This is a genomic window from Micromonospora sp. DT178 (assembly GCF_049841695.1).
Taxonomy (GTDB): domain Bacteria; phylum Actinomycetota; class Actinomycetes; order Mycobacteriales; family Micromonosporaceae; genus Micromonospora.
This window is the reverse complement of record NZ_JBNCKV010000007.1, coordinates 61,492-80,027: the sequence shown is the minus strand read 5'-3', so window position 1 is coordinate 80,027 and position 18,536 is coordinate 61,492. Positions and strand designations below refer to the sequence as shown.

General features: G+C 75.4%; 13 protein-coding genes. 4 read left to right on the top strand and 9 right to left on the bottom strand.

The annotated features are described in order from the left end of the window. Positions 1-7 precede the first annotated feature (7 nt). The 3 genes from ACLQ22_RS15300 to ACLQ22_RS15290 all read right to left on the bottom strand — a co-directional run bounded on the left by ACLQ22_RS15300 (position 8) and on the right by ACLQ22_RS15290 (position 2,807). Positions 8-1,141 (bottom strand): carboxylate-amine ligase, encoded by a 1,134-nt coding sequence (locus tag ACLQ22_RS15300; protein WP_425692845.1) that lies wholly within the window; start codon positions 1,139-1,141, stop codon positions 8-10. Positions 1,142-1,242: 101 nt separating this feature from the next. Further along, the gene (locus tag ACLQ22_RS15295; RefSeq protein ID WP_425692844.1) at positions 1,243-2,454 is read right to left on the bottom strand and encodes an RNA polymerase sigma factor; all 1,212 of its coding nucleotides are present in this window, start codon (positions 2,452-2,454) and stop codon (positions 1,243-1,245) included. A gap of 2 nt (positions 2,455-2,456) precedes the next feature. Further along, positions 2,457-2,807, bottom strand: a complete 351-nt coding sequence (locus tag ACLQ22_RS15290) for a YciI family protein (protein ID WP_425692843.1) — start codon at positions 2,805-2,807, stop codon at positions 2,457-2,459. A 191-nt stretch (positions 2,808-2,998) separates the two neighbouring features. On the opposite strand from ACLQ22_RS15290, the gene ACLQ22_RS15285 reads away from it, so the two are divergent. Continuing rightward, a complete protein-coding gene (locus tag ACLQ22_RS15285) occupies positions 2,999-3,253 on the top strand; it encodes a hypothetical protein (RefSeq protein ID WP_425692842.1) in 255 nt (84 codons plus the stop codon). 140 nt (positions 3,254-3,393) lie between these two features. Here ACLQ22_RS15285 and ACLQ22_RS15280 read toward each other — a convergent pair whose 3' ends face one another. From ACLQ22_RS15280 to ACLQ22_RS15260, 5 genes are read right to left on the bottom strand one after another with little or no spacing between them, the layout of a single operon-like run. Further along, the gene (locus ACLQ22_RS15280; RefSeq protein ID WP_425692841.1) at positions 3,394-6,231 is read right to left on the bottom strand and encodes a hypothetical protein; all 2,838 of its coding nucleotides are present in this window, start codon (positions 6,229-6,231) and stop codon (positions 3,394-3,396) included. Next, positions 6,228-7,340: an ATP-binding protein gene (locus ACLQ22_RS15275; protein WP_425692840.1), complete on the bottom strand. Its 1,113-nt coding sequence runs from the start codon at positions 7,338-7,340 to the stop codon at positions 6,228-6,230. The genes ACLQ22_RS15280 and ACLQ22_RS15275 overlap by 4 nt, the downstream gene beginning before the upstream one ends. 13 nt (positions 7,341-7,353) lie before the next feature. Next, entirely contained in the window at positions 7,354-8,802 is a 1,449-nt protein-coding gene (locus ACLQ22_RS15270) for a vWA domain-containing protein (RefSeq protein WP_425692839.1), read from the bottom strand. Continuing rightward, positions 8,799-10,205, bottom strand: coding sequence for a hypothetical protein (locus ACLQ22_RS15265; RefSeq protein ID WP_425692838.1), 1,407 nt, complete (start codon positions 10,203-10,205; stop codon positions 8,799-8,801). Before ACLQ22_RS15265 ends, ACLQ22_RS15270 begins: the two co-directional genes overlap by 4 nt. Next, entirely contained in the window at positions 10,205-10,711 is a 507-nt protein-coding gene (locus ACLQ22_RS15260; protein WP_425692837.1) for a hypothetical protein, read from the bottom strand. Before ACLQ22_RS15260 ends, ACLQ22_RS15265 begins: the two co-directional genes overlap by 1 nt. A gap of 451 nt (positions 10,712-11,162) precedes the next feature. On the opposite strand from ACLQ22_RS15260, the gene fxsA reads away from it, so the two are divergent. From fxsA to ACLQ22_RS15245, 3 genes are read left to right on the top strand one after another with little or no spacing between them, the layout of a single operon-like run. Beyond that, entirely contained in the window at positions 11,163-11,354 is a 192-nt protein-coding gene (gene fxsA, locus ACLQ22_RS15255; RefSeq protein ID WP_425692836.1) for an FxSxx-COOH cyclophane-containing RiPP peptide, read from the top strand. A gap of 1 nt (position 11,355) precedes the next feature. Beyond that, positions 11,356-12,813 carry an FxsB family cyclophane-forming radical SAM/SPASM peptide maturase gene (locus ACLQ22_RS15250; protein ID WP_425692835.1) on the top strand — a complete coding sequence of 486 codons (1,458 nt, stop codon included), beginning with the start codon at positions 11,356-11,358 and terminating at the stop codon, positions 12,811-12,813. Between the two features lie 3 nt (positions 12,814-12,816). Then, on the top strand, positions 12,817-14,604 hold the full coding sequence (locus tag ACLQ22_RS15245; RefSeq protein WP_425692834.1) for an aKG-HExxH-type peptide beta-hydroxylase: 1,788 nt from the start codon (positions 12,817-12,819) through the stop codon (positions 14,602-14,604). A gap of 18 nt (positions 14,605-14,622) precedes the next feature. On the opposite strand, the gene fxsT is transcribed toward ACLQ22_RS15245, so the two are convergent. Further along, positions 14,623-18,534 (bottom strand): FxSxx-COOH system tetratricopeptide repeat protein, encoded by a 3,912-nt coding sequence (gene fxsT, locus ACLQ22_RS15240; protein WP_425692833.1) that lies wholly within the window; start codon positions 18,532-18,534, stop codon positions 14,623-14,625. Between the last annotated feature and the right edge of the window lie 2 nt (positions 18,535-18,536).

The window sequence follows — 18,536 nt, the reverse complement described above, 5'->3', positions numbered from 1 at the left end:
GCGCGGGTCAGGCGGCGCGGGTCTCGGCGGCCAGGTGGTCCAGGACGGCGCGCACGTCGTCGCCGGTGCGGGCCATGACGCGGCGCTGCCGGGTGGCGCCGTTGCCGTCGCGGCGCAGCCGGACCAGCTGGTCGCGTACGTAGTCCAGGTCGCCGTGCCGGGCCAGGGCCGGCGCGACCGTGTCGACGAGCTCGCCGACCAGGTCCCAGGCGGGACGGGCGACGCCGACGCGCAGGTCGATGAGGTCACCCTCCAGCCCGTCGTGGGCGGCCCGCCAGTGCGCGGCGGAGACCAGGCAGTCCCGGATCCGTCGGGCGGGAAGCCCGGCGCGGACGTCGTCGGCCAGCGTCGCGACGAGCGCGCGGACCAGCCCGGCGACCAGCACGGTGTCGTCAACGGCCGGGCAGACGTCGCCCACCCGCACCTCCACAGTGGGGTACGCGGCCGACGGGCGCGCGTACCAGTAGACCATCGCGGCGTCGAGCATGATCCCGGCGTTGATCAGCTCCGCCACCGTCGCGTCGTAGTCGGCGACCGACTCGAAGTGCGGGGTCGGCCCGATGCTGGGCCAGCGTTCCAGCTGCATGGAGCGCCAACTGGCGTGCCCGGTGTCGCGCCCGTCGTGCAGCGGCGAGTTGGCGGTGATCGCCTGCACCACCGGCAGCCACGGGCGCAGGTGGTTGCAGACCTGGATGGCCAGTTCGCGGTCGGGCATCCCGACGTGCACGTGACAGCCGCAGACGGCCGGGTCGTGCGCCACCGGTCCGAACCGCCGGGACATGGCGTGGTAGCGCGGTTTGTCCGGCACCGTCCGGTGCGGCTCGTGCACGGGCGTGGCGCCGACCGCGACGAGCCGGGCCCCGGCGGCCTCGGCCGCGTCGCCGGCGGAGCGGCGCAGCGACACCAGGTGCGCGCGCAGCTCGGCCAGGTCGGCGGTGACCGGCGTGACCATCTCCACCATGCTGTGCCGGAACTCCTGCCGGCTCTGGTCCCGCGCGCTGCCGGACAGGGCGGTGAGCACCCGGTCGGCGACCGGCAGGCTCTCCCCGGTCCGCGGGTCGAGCAGGAGGTACTCCTCCTCGACCCCGAGCGTCAGCGTGCTCTGGTCGGAGGCGGTGGCAGGTGCCGGACGGTACGTCATGGGCGCTCGCGTCCGTTCGTCGGGCGGCGCGCCGGGCGCCGCGCTGCCGGAGGACCCGGGTTCCCGGCCCGCCGCGCGGGCAAACGCGCAGGACGAGGGCGTCATCCGCCCGTCAGCACCGAGGCCGCCCGGGTGTCCAGGAAGGCGCGTTCGGCCGCGTTGTCCGTCCGCTCGGCAGCCGTCCGGTACGCCTGCGCCGCCTCCCCCGCCCGGCCGAGCCGCCGCAGCAGGTCCGCCCGGACGGCGTGGAACACGTGGTACCCGGCCAGGTCGAGCCGCTCGACGGCGGCCAGCGCCGCTGCCGGCCCGACCACCTCGGCGAGCGCGACGGCCCGGTTCAGCGCCACCACCGGCCCCGGGGCGTACGCGGTGAGCTGGTCGTACAGCTGGAGGATCTGCGCCCAGTCGGTGCCGGCGGCGTCGGGCGCGTCGCTGTGCACGGCGGCGATCGCGGCCTGGATCTGGTACGGCCCCGGCCGGTCGCGGCGCAGGCAGCGACGGACCAGGGCCTGCCCCTCGCCGACGAGCCCGGCGTTCCACCGGCGGCGGTCCTGCTCGGGCAGCGGCACCAGCGCGCCGTCGGCCGTGGTGCGGGCGGGGCGGCGCGCCTCGGTGAGCAGCATCAGCGCCAGCAGCCCCAGTGCCTCCGGCTCGTCCGGCATCAGCCGCACCAGCAGCCGGCCCAGCCGGATCGCCTCGGCGCACAGGTCGTCGCGGGCCAGCCGGTCGCCGGAGCTGGCCGTGTGTCCCTCGGTGAAGATCAGGTAGAGCACGGCCAGCACGGCGGGGAGCCGGTCCGGCAGGTCGGCGTCGCCGGGCACCCGGTACGGGATCCCGGCGTCACGGATCTTGGCCTTGGCCCGGACGATGCGCTGGGCCATGGTCGCCTCCGGCACGAGGAACGCCCGGGCGATCTCGGCGGTGCCCAGCCCGCCCAGCAGCCGCAGGGTCAGCGCGACCCGGGCGGCGGGGCCGAGCGCCGGATGGCAGCAGGTGAAGATCAGGCGGAGCCGGTCGTCGCGCACGGGTCCCTCCTCGGCCGGTACGTCGCGGACGTGCAGCAGGGCGGCCTGGGCGTGCCGGTCGGCGCGGGAGGCCTCCCGCCGCAGCCGGTCGACGGCCCGGTTCCGGGCGGTGGTGATGATCCAGCCGGCCGGGCTGGGCGGCGGCCCGGTCTCGGGCCACCGCGCCACCGCCACGGTGAACGCCTCCTGCACCGCCTCCTCGGCGAGGTCGATGTCGCCGAGGAGGCGGACCAGGACGGCGACCGCGCGGCCGTACTCCGCGCGGAACACCGCCTCCACGTCGGGCATGGTCAGTCCTCGCCCTGGAAGGGGCGCACCTCGATCGGCAGGGTGGTGGCCAGCGCGTACCGGCGGCCCCACGCCAGCGCGGCGTCGAGGTCGGGCGCCCGGATGATGGTGAAGCCGCCGAGGTGCTCCTTGCCCTCGACGAACGGCCCGTCGGTGACCAGCACGTCGCCGCCGGACGGCCGCAGCACGGTCGCCGTGTCGGGCGCGTGCAGCCCCTGGCCGAAGACCCAGCAGCCGGACGCCTCCAACTCCTCGCGGATAGCGCCCAGCTCGCGCATCACCCCGGCCAGGAACTCCGGGTCCGGCGCCCCCTCGCCGCCGGGCTGGTAGATGCTGAGCAGGTACTGCTTCATGACTTCTCCTCGCGTCGACGGCCGGCACCACCGCCGGCCTCTCATCCTCCATACGAACGAGGCGAGCCTGGATCGACAACCGTGGGCGATTCGGCGACCCGGCCGTCGACGGTGGGGCCACATGATCGTTCGTGGATGTGCTGACGACCGTCGGTGTGGTGGTTTCACGCAGAGTGGCGAGAATCGGTCCCATGACAGACGACAGCGCCCCGGCCGACGACCGGCCGTCCGACCCGACGGACTCCGCCGACTACGAGCGGGCCGTCGCCCGGAAGATGCGGGCTCTCGGGCTCTCCACGGGCTCCGACTACTGGGTGTACGTACACGACGATCCGGAACTCGTCGCGCTTCGTCGGTCGCGTTCCGCCCCCGCCGCGCAGCTCGACCAGCCACGGTCGCCGGAACCACCGGTCGTGAAACAGCCCCCGGTCGGAGACGACGCGTAGCCACGCCCGACCCCCCGCCCGGCGGCCTCCGCTGCCGCCGGCGGTCAGGGTCGCCGGACCAGTTCGCCGGCGGTGGTCCGCGCCGGCGGGCCGACGAGCCACCGCCCGCCGTGCGGGCCGGGCGTACCGCCGGCCCGCCGTCAGCTCGGTTGGCCCGCCAGCAACGCGGCCACCGCATCGGCGGTCGCCGGATGCGCGGACAGCAGGGTGGCCAGTTCCGGCGGGGTGGCGCTCGCGGTGGCGGCCTCCTCGCGCCACCCGCCGTCGCAGCCCAGCAGCGCGGCGACGGCGTCCACGGCCTCCGGATGGCCGGACAGCAGGCCGGCCACCGGCCCGGACGCGACCGCGGGGAGCGCCGGCACCGGCGATGACGCCGGCCTCGACCACGGCGGCACCCAGGCGTCCAGCGCGGGCAGCGAGCCGGGGAACGTACGCCCGGCCTCCCGCACCAGCAGCGGCACCAGCTCCGCACCGTGCTCCCGCAGGGTGGTGATCAGCGTGGGCAGCCAGGGCAGCAGGACCGGGTCGGGCAGCCGGGCGAACGCGGACGACATCACCTCCACGACGAACGGGGCGAGCCCCGGCACCGGTTCCAGGGCCTGCACGAAGCCGCTGAGGTACTGCGGGAAGGCGGGCACCACCAGCGGGTTGGCGAGCAGCGCGGCGCACCGCTCGCGCAACTCGGCCAGGGGCAGCAGGCCCAACTGGTGCCGGGCGGCCCAGAGCAGCGCCACCTTGGCCGGCGCCTCCGGATGGGACTGTGCGACGGCGAGTTCGAGCTGGGACCGGTCGCAGCCCAGGGAGAGTGCCAGGCTCTCCATGCCGAACAAGAAGCCCAGCATCGCGCCGACCTGCCGCACCCCGCTCTCCTCGTCGACGAACGCGGTGGGCAGCAGGGTGCAGTAGTGCGCGTACCCGGTGGTCACGAACGCCTCGCACCAGGCCGGCAGCGGCCCGGTGGCGCGGTGGTGGGCCAGCAGCCGCCGGATGCGGCGCAGCACCTCGGGGGCGTCGTCCACGGTGCGTTCGGCGGCGAGCAGCTCCACCGCCCGGGCGCCGAGCTCGTCGACCAGGCGCGGGCTGTCGAGCAGCCGGATGGCGTCCTCGACGGCCTCCAGCGCGACCGATGCCGTCGCGGCCGGGCCCCGCACGGCGCGGCGCAGGCGCTGCTCCAGCACCTGCTCGACGGTCACCCCCTCGTAGCCCAGCTCGATCAGCGCCCGCTGGCTGCGGCCGAGGGCCAGGTCCCAGCTCTCCTGGATCGAGCGGTGCCCCAACCGGCGCTCGCCCATGATGGGCCGGACCGCGTCGCGGGGCAGCAGGTGCCGCAGCCGCCACAGCAGGTCCGAGCAGGGCACCAGCTCGGGGCTGGCCCGCAGGTCCACCAGGGCCCGCTGGATCGTGCGTTTCTCCAGGTCCAGGCCGAGCGGGGCGAGCCGGTCGTGGACGTCGCGGGCGAGCGGCGGAAGGGCCTCGTAGCCCACCTGGCCGACCCGGTCGCCGCCGAAGAGGATCTCGCAGAGCCGGCGGACGTCGCGGCGGCCGGGGACGACGTCCTTCTCGATGCAGGTGACCGCCGCGTCGGCGAAGTCGTACGGCGTGGGGCGGGCGCGGTTGCGCAGGCCGGCGAGGAGGATCGAGGTCTCGAAGACGGCGATCGCGTCGGCGGTGCTGGCCAGGTAGCCGTTGCGCCGGGCCAGCCGGACGATGTCGACGCACCAGCCGCGCAGCTCCGCCTCGTCCAGGCCCTGCGCCGCCGGCGGCTGCGCCAGGTATCCGGAGAGCCGGTCGGCAACCGGGGCGGCCGGCACGGGGGCCGGGGCGGCGCGGCGGCGGCCACCGCCGCGGGTCCGGCCGCCGCGCTGCCCCTCCAGCCGGAACGGGCTCAGCCCGGTGCGGGCGACCGCCTTGGTCCAGGTGGCGGCGGCGATCGAGACCGAGCCGGGCGCGAGGCCGAACTGCGCCTCGATGGCGGAGTGGCTGGACGGGATCAACCCGTAGTGCCACCGGGTGCCGGTGCGCGGGGTGATCTCGAACGGGGCGTCGGCCCGCAACCCGAACTGCTCCACCCGGCTGGCGGCGTGGAACGCGCCGCAGACGTAGAGGCAGTCGGCGGGATCGGCCCCGGAGGCGGCGAGGTGCTGCCGCATCCGGGTCCACATGTAGCGCTCCCGGTCCTCGTCGCGGTCCTGCCGGTCCGACCCGGCCGGGCGCAGCCGCCGGAACAGGCTGCCGATCAGCACCATCACCTGCCGGTAGGTGTCGTGGTCGGCGTCGGCCAGGGGCTGCTCGACGTACTGGTCCCACCACTCCGACCAGTGCCGGACCTTGCCGTGGTGCAGCAGGTACGCCTCCAGCTCCGCGAAGCGCGGCCGCAGGTCGCCGATCTCGACGCCGACCGCGTCGCCGTGCAGGGCGGCCTCCTCCCCCGCCGGTGTGGCGGCCTCGACGTCCCCGCCGGCCGGGGCCTCGTCGGCGTCGTCGGCCGGACGGCGCGGCGACCACTGGAAGACGTGGTCGGTGGAGCGGTCCACCAGCACCAGCTCGACGCCCGGCGTCTCCAGCGCGTACGCGACGGCCTGGTATTCGGCGCTGGCCTCGGTGATCGGCGCGACCACGCTCAGCGGCCCCCAGTCGGCCGGGAAGCCGTCCAGCTCCGAGGCGAACGCCTGCACGGCCACCGGCAGGCGGCAGTTGCGCAGCTCGCCCAGCAGCGGCTGGAGGTCCTCGCAGAGCTCCAGGTAGATCACCTTCGGCTGCTTCGCGCGCAGCCTGCGGACCATGGCCAGCGCGGACGCCGGGGAGTGGTGGCAGACCGGGAAGATCTCCAGTTCCTCGCCGAGGGCGCGGTCGACGTCGTCGACCATGCCGGCGAGGATCTCGGAGACGGCGCCCGAGCTGCCGGCGAAGGCGCCGGCGGCGGCCGTGAGCTGCTCACGCAGCGCACCGAACGGCCCGGCCGTGGTGGGGGCGGTCACGACAGGGCGGCGATCGCCTGGCGGCCACCGTCGAGGAAGCCCTCCCAACCGCCGCCGTCCTGCTTGGCCCGCGGCTCGACCACCCCGTGCAGGTACTTGTTGAGGATCGCCAGGTCCTCCGGGCTGCGCCGGGCCAGCGAGCCCACCAGCGACCCGGCCAGCGTCGCGGCGCGCAGGGTGCGGTCGCCGAAGAACTGGCTGTGCAGGATGGCGTCCTCCAGGACACCGATCTGCTCGGCGGTGGACAGCGCCGACTCCAGCTTCTCGTCGTCGCTGGTCGCCGAGGTGGCGGCGGCGCGCAGGTCGGCGAAGCTCTGCAAAAGGATGTCCAGCAGGGTGGGCGGCACGTCCAGCGTGATCTGGTGGCGGCGCAGCAGCTCCTCGGTGCGGAAGCGGACGATCTCGGCCTCGCTGCGCTTGTTCGTCACCACGGGGATCCGGACGAAGTTGAACCGCCGCTTGAGCGCGGAGGAGAGGTCGTTCACGCCCCGGTCCCGGCTGTTCGCGGTGGCGATGATCGAGAAGCCCGGCTTGGCGAAGACGATGTTGTCGTGGTCCAGCTCCGGGATGGAGACGTACTTCTCCGACAGGATCGAGATCAGCGCGTCCTGCACGTCGCTGGTGGAGCGGGTCAGCTCCTCGAACCGGCCGACGGTGCCCTGCTCCATCGCCGTCATGATCGGCGACGGGATCATGGACTCGCGGGACTGGCCCCGGGCGATGACCATGGAGACGTTCCACGAGTACTTGATGTGGTCCTCGGTGGTGCCGGCGGTGCCCTGGACCACCAGGGTCGAGTTGCGGCAGACAGCGGCGGCCAGCAGCTCGGCCAGCCAGCTCTTGCCGGTGCCCGGGTCGCCGATCAGCAGCAGGCCCCGGTCCGACGCCAGGGTCACGATGCTGCGTTCGACGAACGTGCGGTCGCCGAACCACTTCTGCGGGATCTCCCGGTCGAGCCCGTCGGCCCGTTCCGAGCCGAGGACGAACAGTCGGACCATCCGCGGGCTCAGCCGCCACGAGAACGGCTTCGGGTCGGTGTCGACCGACTCCAGGAAGTCGAGTTCCTCGGCGTACTTGACCTCGGCGGGGGCGCGGAGCATCTCGGACATGAGGGGTGTTCTCCTAGGTGAGGAAGCTCTTGAGCTCGAAGACGAGTTTGCGGATGTGGCCGGAGATGACCGGGGTGCCCAGGTCCTTGAAGCGTTGCCGGAACCAGGGGTTGACGCTCTGCTGGCCCGAGCTGTTGACCGAGCCGACCGGGATGAACCGCACCCCGGAGCGGTGCACCGCCTCGATGCCGTCGAACAACGGCTGGGAGCGGTTGAACTCGTAGAAGTCCGAGATCCACACCATGACCGTGTTCCTCGGCTCGACGATCTTGGGGCGGGCCAGCGCCATCGCGACCGGGCCGTCGTTGCCGCCGCCCAGCTTGGTGCGCAGCAGCACCTCGAACGGGTCGTGCACCCACGGCGTGAGGTCCAGCGCCCGCGTGTCGTACGCGATCAGGTGCACGTCCACCTTGGGCAGGCCGGCGAAGATCGACGCGAGGATGGTGCAGTTGACCATCGAGTCGACCATCGAGCCCGACTGGTCCACCACCACGATCAGCCGGGCCGGCGTGACGCGGCGGGCGGTCTGCCGGTAGTAGAGCCGGTCGACGTAGAGGCGCTCGTCCTCCGGGCTCCAGTTCGTCAGGTTCTGCCAGATGGTGCGGTCGAGGTCGAGGTTGCGGTACACCCGCTTCGGCGGCACGGACCGGTCGACGACGCCGACGCTGGTCTGCGCGACCTGGGTACGCAGCACCTCGGCGACCTCGTCGACGAACCGCCGGATGAGCGCCTTGGCGTTGGCCAGGGCCACCCCGGAGAGGTTGGACTTGTCGCGCAGCAGCTGCTCGATCAGCGACATGCTGGGCGTCAGCCGGCTGGCCAGCACCGGGTCGGCCAGCACCTCCCGCAGGTGCATCCGGCGGACCAGGTCGCCCTCGATGCCGGCCAGCACCTTGCCCAGGCCGTCGCCGCCGCCCTGCCGGCGCAGCCCGCCGGGTTCCATCCCGAGGGCCTGCTCGAACCAGCCGGCGTCGGACTGCCACCGGGCCAGTTGGCCGGCGTCGACCGCCCCGTGGCCGGTGGCGAACACGTTGAGCAGCAGCTTCGACACCAGCGCGGCGCGGCGTACCTCGGCGGCACCCGGCGCGGACGGCGTCCCGTCGCCACCGGTCCCGGGGGCGGACTCGGCGGGCTCGGTGACGGACTCGGCCGGCTCGGCGGGCTCAGCGCGCTCCACGGCGGCGGGAGCGTCGGACGCCGCGGGGGCGGGAGCGTCGGGCGTCGGTCGGAGCAGGCCGCGCAGCTCGTCGGCGACGGCCGGGAAGCGCTGGACGACGGTGTCCACCGACACCGCCGGGTCCAGCAGGGCGGCCGGCAGGCCGAGGTCGTCGACGACCGCCATGCTGGCCGACTCCAGGGTGGGCTGCTCCTCGGGGTCGAAGAGCCGGGCCAGCAGCCGCCAGTAGAGCACCTGGCGCCGGTTGGCGTCGGCGAGGTCCGCGGGGTTCGGCGAGTCGGTCATCGGCGCAGCAACCGTCCCGCGCGCTCGCGCAGCACCGCCACGGCGTCGCCCGCCTTGGCCTCGGACTTGGCGATCTTCGGGTCGGTGACCCCGCCCGCCCAGTCGCCGGTGTGCGCCTCGACCGGCCGGCGTTTGACGGCGCCGCGCACCGCCAGGGGTTGCAGCAGCCAGCGACCGTCGTCCCACCGCACCAGGCCGAGGCACGCGGAGGACGCGGCCACCAGTTCGGGGGTGAGCGGGCCGCAGGAGGGCAGCCGGTCGACCGCGACGGCGATCGACTGCCCGTCCAGTTCGAAGGTCGTCGTGCCGTCGTCGTCGCGCACGGCGTAGCCCTCCACCAGCACGGGCTCGGCGATTCCGACGGGGTGCCGCTCCAGCGGCGCCGTCGCCGCCGCGACTGCGGTCGGCAGCAGGACCCGGGCGGTGGCGAACGGGTCGGCCGGCTCGCCGGGGCGCACCCGGTCGTCCTGCCAGAGCAGGTCCGCGCCGTGCAGCGGCAGACCCGTGACCGTCACGGCACGCCGTTCGGCCAGCGCGGCCAGCAGTACGGGGTGAGCGTCCAGCAGGCGCCACAGCGCCGGCCCGACGATCGTCTCCACCTTGACCGCGCCGACCGCGCAGCGGACCAGCCGGGGCGGCCCGCCGTCGGCCGGTTCGAGGATCGCGTGCAGCTGCGCCTGCACGGCGGTGTCGTGCTCGTGCACGTCGACGCCGAGCACGAGCAGCCGCCCGGAGACCTCCTCGACGGCGGTCGGGACGGAGGCGGCCGCCGCGTCCTGGGCGAGCAGCGCGCCTCTGGCCCAGAGATCGGCCCAGCGCCGCAGCGGCGGCTGCGCCATCGTGGCGACCGGCACGCACGCCCGCAGCTCGGCGGCGAGCCCGTCGAGCAGCACCGCCAGCCGACGCAGGCCGGGCTCGGCCAGGGCGGCCTCGACCGGCGCCCCCGCCGCGGCCACGAGCTCGTGGTCGAGGCCGCCCCACCCCGTCAACGCCACCTCGTGCAGCCAGGCGCGGGCGGCGGCGCGGGCCGGGGACCCGGCGCCCGGGGGCTCGACCGCGCCGGGCGCCCAGGGGGCGCGGGCCCGGCCCAGCGCGGTGTCGAGCTGCCCGAGCAGCGCGTCGTGGGCGGCGCCGAGCAGCGCGCACCGGGCGCCGGCGAGGGCGAGGAGGTGTTCCTCGGCCACCGAACCGGCGGTCACCTTGGCCACCGCCTCGGCGAGCCGGTCGCCGAGCGGGGTAGTGGACAGCGCGCCGGCCAGGGCGGCCAGCGCGGCGGCGTCGTCCTCACCCACCCGGGCGAGGCCGCGGAGCAGGGCGTCGTCGAGGCCGGCGACCAGGTCGAGGGCGTCGGTCAGGCCGGTCGGGGTGCCGTCGCGCAGGACGGCGAGCTGTGTGCCGAGCATCAGCGGGCCGCCCCGGTGGCCGGGAACCAGTGCAGCTCGGGCAGGGGGACCGTGCTGCCGGGCAGTTCCAGGTAGGACAGGTGGCGCAGGAAGCGGCTGAACACGACGGCGGCGGGGGTCGGCTCGTGCCGACCGTCCAGCGCGGCGAGCAGCTCCCGGGCGGTTTCCGTCCCCGCGCCGACGTCGACCCGCAGGTAGCGGGCGACCCGGTCGGCGCCGTACTGCAGCAGTGCCTCGTCGGCCAGGGCGTGCAGGTGCTTGCACGGCGCGCCGCGCAGCCCGCCGCAGGGACGGTTGTTGTTGGTGCTGCAGTTGTAGGCGTGGGTGCCGGAGGCGATCGACGAGACGTAGACCCGGTCGACGTCCGACCCGCTGGAGACCACGCCCTGCAACCGCCCGTCGGCCAACTCGACGAAGGGCACCTTGGCCAGCTTGCGGGGCCGCGCGGGCGGCACCACCCGCACCGTGCTGCGCCGTCGCCACGCGGTCCGTTCCGCGTCAGCCACTGTCCGACCTCCCGTCCGCCGCTCCCGGCGCCGCCCATGACCATCCGGACGCCGGAGGGGACGCCGGCGTCGCTGTGACGACAAGGATCATGGACCACGGGTACGACACGACCGTGAGTCGGGTTTGCGGACGGTGGTCGCCCGCGACCTCGCCCCGCCCCTATGCTTCGGACACCGACGCGGACGGGAGGCGGGATGTCACCGGTCATCGCGATCCTGGGCGGCAGCCCCGCCCGGGCCGGCCACCCGCCGCCACGTCACGCCGCGCGGGCCGTGACCGCCCCCCGGTATCCGGGCTGCGAGCTGGCCGGCCGGCACCGTCGCGGCGCCGCCGCGCCCCGCGCCGCTCTGCGCCACAGGGCCGTCGGGGCCGGCTCCCGATGGTGTAGAAAAGGCGGGGTGAGGGCAGCGATGACGCGCGGCAGGATCCACGGTCGCCGGACGGTCCACCGTGGCTGAGTCCGAGCTGCCGCCAGCGGCCGTGGAGGCGGGGCCCGCCCTGGTGCGGCTGGGGGACGTACCGCTGGCCGACCTGCTCTCCGGCGCCGGCGACGGCGTGCTGGCCCACGTGCTCGGCACCCTCGTGGCCGGCGACGAGCCGGGCCGGCAGCTCGACGTGTCGGCGTTCGAGTCGAGCTTCTGACGTGTCCGCCGGCACCCCGACGTCGGCCGCCCCGCCCGGTCCTGACCACGCCCGCCCGCCGACGGGCCACGACCGTGCGGAACCGGCGGCGGGGCGGCACGGGGGCGCCCCGGGCGCCGATGCGTCGCCGGCCGCCGGGAACGGCGCGACGCCGCCGCCCCGGGTCCGGCAGCTTGTGCTCAAGGTGCACAGCCGGTGCAACCTGGCGTGCGACCACTGTTACGTCTACCGGCACGCGGACCAGCGGTGGCGGGAGCGGCCCCGGGTGATCGCCCCGGGCACGGTGACCCAGGTCGCCCTGCGCCTCGGCGAGCACCTGGCGCGGCACCGGCTCGACCGGGTACGCGTCGTGCTGCACGGCGGCGAGCCGCTGCTGGCCGGTCCGGCGGCGCTCGACCGGACCGTACGCACCCTGCGCGCGGCGCTGCCCCCGGGCGCGGTGCTCGACGTCGGCGTACAGACCAACGGCGTGCTGCTGGACGAGGGTTTCCTGGCGCTGTGCCACCGGCACGACATCGACGTCGGGGTGAGCCTCGACGGTGACCGGGCCGCCAACGACCGGCACCGCCGCTACCCCGACGGGCGGGGCAGCTTCGCCGACGTGGCCGCCGCGCTGCGGCTGCTCGCCCGCCCCGAGCACCGGTCGCGCTGGGCGGGGCTGCTCTGCACGGTCGACCTGGCCAACGACCCGGTGCGCGTCTACGAGTCGCTGCTCGCGTTCGCCCCACCCCGGCTGGACCTGCTGCTGCCGCACGGCAACTGGACCACTCCCCCGCCCGGGCGCAGGCCGGGCGGCACCGAGACCCCTTACGGCGACTGGCTGGTGGCCGTCTTCGACCGCTGGTACTCCACCGCGCCACGGCGGACCGGGATCCGGTTGTTCGAGTCGCTGATCGCGCTGGTGCTCGGCGGTCGCAGCGGCACCCGGGCGCTGGGCTTCGCCGAACCGGACATCATGACGATCGAGACCGACGGCACCATCGAGGGCACCGACACCCTGAAGACGACCGACGACGCGTCGATGCGTACCGGCCTCGATGTCTTCCGGCACTCCTTCGACGAGGCGCTGCGTCATCCGTCGCTGGCCGGCCGGCCCACCGGTGCGGCGGCCCTGGCCGACGAGTGCCGGGCCTGCCCGGTGCTCAGCGCCTGCGGCGGCGGCCTCTACGCGCACCGCTTCCGCGCCGGCGCGGGATTCGCGCACCCGTCGGTCTACTGCCCCGACCTCTACCGGCTGATCCGGCACGTGCAGCGGGTGGTGGCCGCCGACGTCGACGCCCTGCGCCGCCGTGCCCTGGCCGACGCCCCGACCGGCCGCGCCGACCCGGACGGGCCCGGACCGGCCGGGCCCGCCCTGCCGAGCGACGCGGACGGATCCGCGCCGGCCGGGCACGCCCTACCAGCCGACGGGTCGGCGCCGCTGGCGCAGGCCCGGCGGGTCGCTCCCCGGCGGCGGTGAAGCGTGGTGCTCTCCCCCGCCCAGTTGGCCGGGCTCGCCGCCGGGCACGGTGACGACGCGACGCTGGAGGTGCTGCGCGCCGGTCAGCTCGGGCGGCGGCGGCTGCTCACCGTCGCCGCCGCCCGCGCCGGCGGGGACGGGCCGTCGGTGCGGGAGTGCCTCGCCCTGCTGACCCGCGCCGAGCGGGCGGACCCGACGGCGGTCGCCCACGTCCTGGCCCATCCGCCGGTCACCGGCTGGGCCACGACGGCGCTGCGCGGCGAGCCCGACACGGGTTACCTGGCCGGGCTGGCGGCCGCCGCGGCCGTCCGGGCGGGCCTGCCCTTCACGCTCGCCGTGCCCTGCCCCGAGGGCGCGCTGCTGCTGCCCACGGTGGGCGGCGCGGCCGGGCTCGGCGCCGGCCTCGCGGTGGTCCGCGGCGTCGGCGGGCCGTACGACGGCCGGCCGGCGAGCGACGGCGGGCCGCCGCCGGGGCTGTCGGTGCACGGGCCGGCGGGCGCCGTGCCGGCACCGGCGGGCGGGCCGGGCGGCGGTCGCGCCCCGGCAGGTCGGTGGCTGCCGACTCGCCGGATCACCCCGATCCGCGCCACGCCCCCGACCGAGGTGCTCGTTGACGACCAGGATCCGTACCGGCACCGGTACCACCGACCGCCGACGGGTCGGCTGGACGACGCGGCGGTGGACCGGCTCGACCGGCTGACCGGGCAGGCGTGGCACTGGCTGACCGACCGGCTGCCGGCGCACGCCCGAGGGCTGGCCGCGCTGCTGCGTTCGCTGGTGCCGCTGACGCCGCCACCGTCCGGGCACCCGGTCAGCGCCACCAGCCGGACGGCGCTGGGCGCGATCGCGGTCTGCGTGCCGGACGATCCGGAGACGCTCGCGGTGCTGCTCGTACACGAGTTGCAGCACACCAAGCTGGGCGCGCTGCTGGACCTGCTGCCGCTGCACGCCCCGGGCGGAGCGGCCCGTTACCGGGCCCCCTGGCGGTCGGACCCACGCCCCGTCGGCGCGCTGCTCCAGGGCGCGTACGCCCACCTCGGGGTGGCCGAGGTGTGGCGCTGCCGGCGGCACGAGGGCGTGCACGGCGCGTTCGAGTACGCGTACTGGCGGGAGCAGACCGCGCGGGCCGTGGCGCAGCTGGCCGGCAGCGCCGAGCTGACCGACGACGGGCGGGCCTTCGTGGCGGGCATGGCCGGCACCCTGCACGGCTGGGGGTCCGGCGGCGACGGGCGGGTCGAGGCGGCGGCCCGGGACGTCGCGGACGGTGGGGCGGTGCGCTGGGCGCTGGCCAACCTGGTCCCCGCGGACGGGGACGTGGACGAGGCGGCGCACGCGTGGCGGCGGGGTCGGCGGAGCCCACCCCCGCTCGCCCCGCCCACCGTCGCACCCGGTCCGGCCGGGCCCGCGCGAATCGGCGACACCGGGCCGGAGGCGGCGGTGCGGCACCGGCTGCTGGGGACGGCGGCGGACCGGACCGGTTCGCGTCCCGGCGTCGACGTTCCGGTTGTCCGGCAGCCCCGGGAGACGGCGCGCCGCGCGGACGACGCCGACCGGGCGTACGCCGGGGGGAACGCGCCGGGTGCCCTGACCGGGTACCGTCGCCGGCTCGCCGAGGATCCCGGGGACACCGACGCGCTGGTCGGGGTCGCGCTGGCCGCCGGGCGGCTGGGGCGTACCGCCGCCGCGCGGGTGCTGACCACCCGCCCGGACCTGGTCCGGGCGCTGTGCCACCGGCTGCCGGGGGCAGACCCGGTGGCGGTGGCCACCTGGCTGGCCGGCGACCCCGCCTAGCCCGCCCGGGCGGCCGGGTCAGAGCAGGGCGGGCTCGATGTAGCCGTTAAACCGGTCCCGCTGGCGGGCCTGGACCACCCGCGGGTTGTCGCCGCCGAACAGCTGCACCAACTGGCCGAACGCGTCGTCGTAGAGGGCGCGGCCGGCGTCGGCCTCGCTCTCGGTGGCCATCCTGCTGACGGCCAGGTTGACCGACGCCGACACCGTGTCCGGGTGGTCGGCGCCGAACGCCCGGGTCAGCTCGACGTACGCCGTGGTGTCCAGCAGCAGGGCGGCGTCCCGCTCGCCGAGGGCGAACAGGTCGTTGGCGAGGTTGAGCGTGGCGAGCAGGGTGTGCGGGTGCCGCTCGCCGAGGCTGGCCAGGAGCTGGTCGCGCACCCGCTGGGCGAGGTCGCGGGACTGCGGGTGCTCACCGGCCTTGCGCAGGAACACGCCGAGGTTGTTGAGGCAGGCCAGGGTGATCGCGTGGTCGGCGCCGAGCACCTCGGTGTAGCCGTCGCGCAGCCGCCGCGCCATCCGCAGCGCGGTGGGGTTGTCGCCGACCGCCGACCAGGTGGTGGCCAGCGCCATCTCGCAGGAGAGGGTGTCGGCGTGGTCGCCGCCGAGGGTGCGCTGGTAACGCACCACCGTCCGTTCCAGCACCCGGTGGGCGTCGGCGAAGCGGCCGAGCTGGCGCAGGGTCAGCGCCAGCTCCTTGGCGGTACGCAGGGTCTCCGGGTGGTCGGGGCCGATGACCTTCTGCTGGGTGGCGGAGGTGCGTTGCAGGACGCTGTGCGAGCGCCACAGTTCCCCGGTGTCGCGCAGCCCCCGACCGTAGTTGCTGGCCGAGGCGAGGGTGGACGGGTCCTCCTCGCCGAAGCGTTCCCGGCGCCGCTCGTAGATGTGCTGGTCGAGCTGGGCCGCCTCGCGGAAGTGGCCGACCAGGCGCAGCGAGACGGCGAGGTTGTTCTCGGCGGTGAGGGTGCGGCCGCTGTCCTCGCCGAAGCTGCGGATGCTCAGCTCCAGGGTGCGCCGGTCGCGCTGCTCGGCGTCGTGGTAGCGGCCCTGGGCGCGCAGGTCGGCGCCGAGGCTGCGGGCGGTCATCAGGGTGTAGAGGTGCTGCTCGCCGAAGATCCGCCGCTGCCGGTCGTAGACGTCCTGGTCGATCTCGAAGGCCCGGTCGAAGAGGCTCTGTGCCCGAAGGACGTTGGCCAGGTGGAACCGCATCCGCAGCTTGGTGGGGTCGTCGTCGTCGGTGTCGCGCCAGCGGTCCAGCGCGTCCTCGGCCAGCGAACGCCCGGTCTCGTAGTCTCCGCGCCGGTAGAGGTAGCGCACCGTGTCGGCGACGAGCTGGCGGGCCTCCTCGGCCGTCGACTCGTGCAGCGCCGAGGGCCGTACGTGCGGCCACAGCTCGGCGTAACGCGGCCAGTTGGCCGGCTTGTCCGGGTCGCGGGGGCTGGCGGCGGCGAGCAGCAGCTGGGCCTGGCGGCGGGTCTCGGCCGGATCGTCGAGCTGGTCCTTGATGACCAGCTGCACCAGCCGGTGGATGCGGACGGTGTTGTTCTCCGCGTCGACCTGGGCGAGGCCGTACCGCCCCAGCTCGGCGGTGACCAGCCCCTGCAGGATCGGATCGGTGAGGGTGGGGTCGAACGGGGCCATGAAGACGGCGAACCGCTCGCCGGTGAGCATCGCGACCGGGATCGGTTCGGGGGCGTAGTACGAGCACAGCTCCAGCAGGCGCGCGGCGGCGGGCTTCTCCTGCCGCAGTTGGCGCAGGGTCACCAGCCAGGTCGCGGCGAGCGCCTTGGAGTAGCCGGCCGACTGCCGGCCCTCCAGGATGCGCAGCAGGCCGGGGGTGTCCAGCGACGCGAGGTACTGCTCCACCGGCAACGCGGTGGCCCGCAGGTAGGCCGCGCCCTGCTCGACCGCCAGCGGCAGGTCGCCGAGCTTCTCCGCGACCTGGGTCGCCTCGTCCTCGGTGAGCCCCCGGACGCGCTCGCGCAGCAGTTGGACGCTTTCCATCCGGTCGAAGACCGTCAGCTCGGTGGCCGTGGCGTACTCGCTCCAGGTCTGGTCGCGGGTGGTGAGCAGGACGTGCCCCGGGCCCTGCGGGATGAGCGCCCGGGTGGCCCGGGACGGCTCGTCGGCGTTGTCCATGACGACCAGCCAGCGCCGGCCGGGGCCGCCCCGGCGCAGCGCGTCGAGCACCCGCCGGACCGCCTCGCCGCCGCCGCCGGCGCCGAGCCCCATCGCCTCGGCGAGGTCGGCCAGCCCACCCCGGATCCGCTCCTCGCTGTCGGCGGGGATCCACCAGACCACGTCGTAGTCGCGGGCGAAGCGGAGCGCGTACTCGGCGGCGAGCTGGGTCTTGCCGACCCCGCCCAGACCGTGGACCACCTGCACGCCGGAGGCGGGCGAGGCGGTCAGCCGGTCGCGCAGCGCCTCCAACTGCGCCGCCCGGCCGACGAAGGTGGTGCCGTGCTGGCGCACGTTCCACACCCCGGGGAACGATCCGGGGAACCGGCCGACCGCCCGGCCGGTGACCGCGTGCGCGGGTGCGCCGACCTCCTCGAGCAGCAGGGCCCGGGCGGTGCCGGCGTCGGCGTCGGTGAGGTCGACCGGCGTACGGTCGGTGTAGGGCAGGGTGAGCCGGGACTCGTCGACGCGCAGCGGCACCAGGACGCCGGCGCCGGCGATCTGGTCCCGGCTGGCGGCGACCTTCCAGGCCTCCCCGGCCAGCGCAGTGGCCGCGAAGTGGCGGGTCAGCACGACCAGCACCCGGCTGGCAGCGGCGAGCGCGCGGTCGAACTCGGCCCGCCCACCCGCCCGGACGGGTACGTCGACCGCGCGCCGGTCCACCCGCAGGCCGGCCTCCTCGAGCTGGTCGCTGATCCACTCCGCCCAGAGCCGGTCCATCGAGGCGTAGCCGACCAGCACGGTCTGCTCGGCGGTGAGCCGGGAACGCTCGAACGCGGTCAGCGACCGGCGCCGCTCCTCCTCCGGCATCGGCTCCAGCCGGCTGACCCGGCCCCCGGTCACCACGGAGGCGAGCTGCTCGTACGCCGCGAGCAGGGTGCCGGACTGCTCCGGGCGGTCGCCGAACGCGGCGAGGATCTCCTCGTAGGCGTAGAACGTGCGGTACGGCACCTCGATGGTGTTCCAGTAGCGGGCCCGCGCGGCGTCGGAGAGGTGGTCGAGGAACGACGCGAACTCCGCCCGGACCAGGTCCCGGCCGGTCTCCAGCTTGCGCAGCTCGGCGTCCTCCACCCGGGTCGGCACGGGCACGAGCAGCGGTGGGTCGTCCGGGCGCTGGGCGCGGATCGAGCGGGCCACGGCCGCCGCGCCCCGGATGCTCTGCGTGGACATGGTGAAGCAGTTGACGACGGTGTCGGGCAGCTGCACGGTGCAGATGCCCGCGACGTCGCTCAGGCCCGTCCGGCTGTCGACCAGCACGATGTCGTACTCGGCGCGCATCTGGGCGCGGACCGCGTCGAAGAAGGCCGCCCCGCCCTGGCGTTCGTAGAAGTTCGACCAGTCGAACGTGCTCACCAGCCGCGAGTACGCCGCGTCCTGCTGGCCCGCCGCCACGAAGTCGATCACGCCGCCGTGCGGGAACTCCCAGTTCAGCGAGACCGCCCGCCGCTGGATCTTGGCGTGCCCGGCGAGCAGCTCCTGCGGGTCGTCGGCGGGGGTGCGCTGCATGGTCGCCATCGAGTAGTCCCAGATCATCTCGATGACCCCGGGGGTGGCCCGCAGCTCGGAGTCGCGCAGGAACGGGTGGAAGTAGCGGTGCAGGCCCGGCGATTCCAGGTCCCAGTCCACCACGAGGACCTGGAGGCCCTGGCTGGCCAGGATCCAGGCGACGTTGGCCAGCGCCATCGTGCGTCCCGTGCCGCCCTTGTACGAGTAGAACGTGACGATCTGCCCACGTGCCGTGTCGTTCACCGCCATCG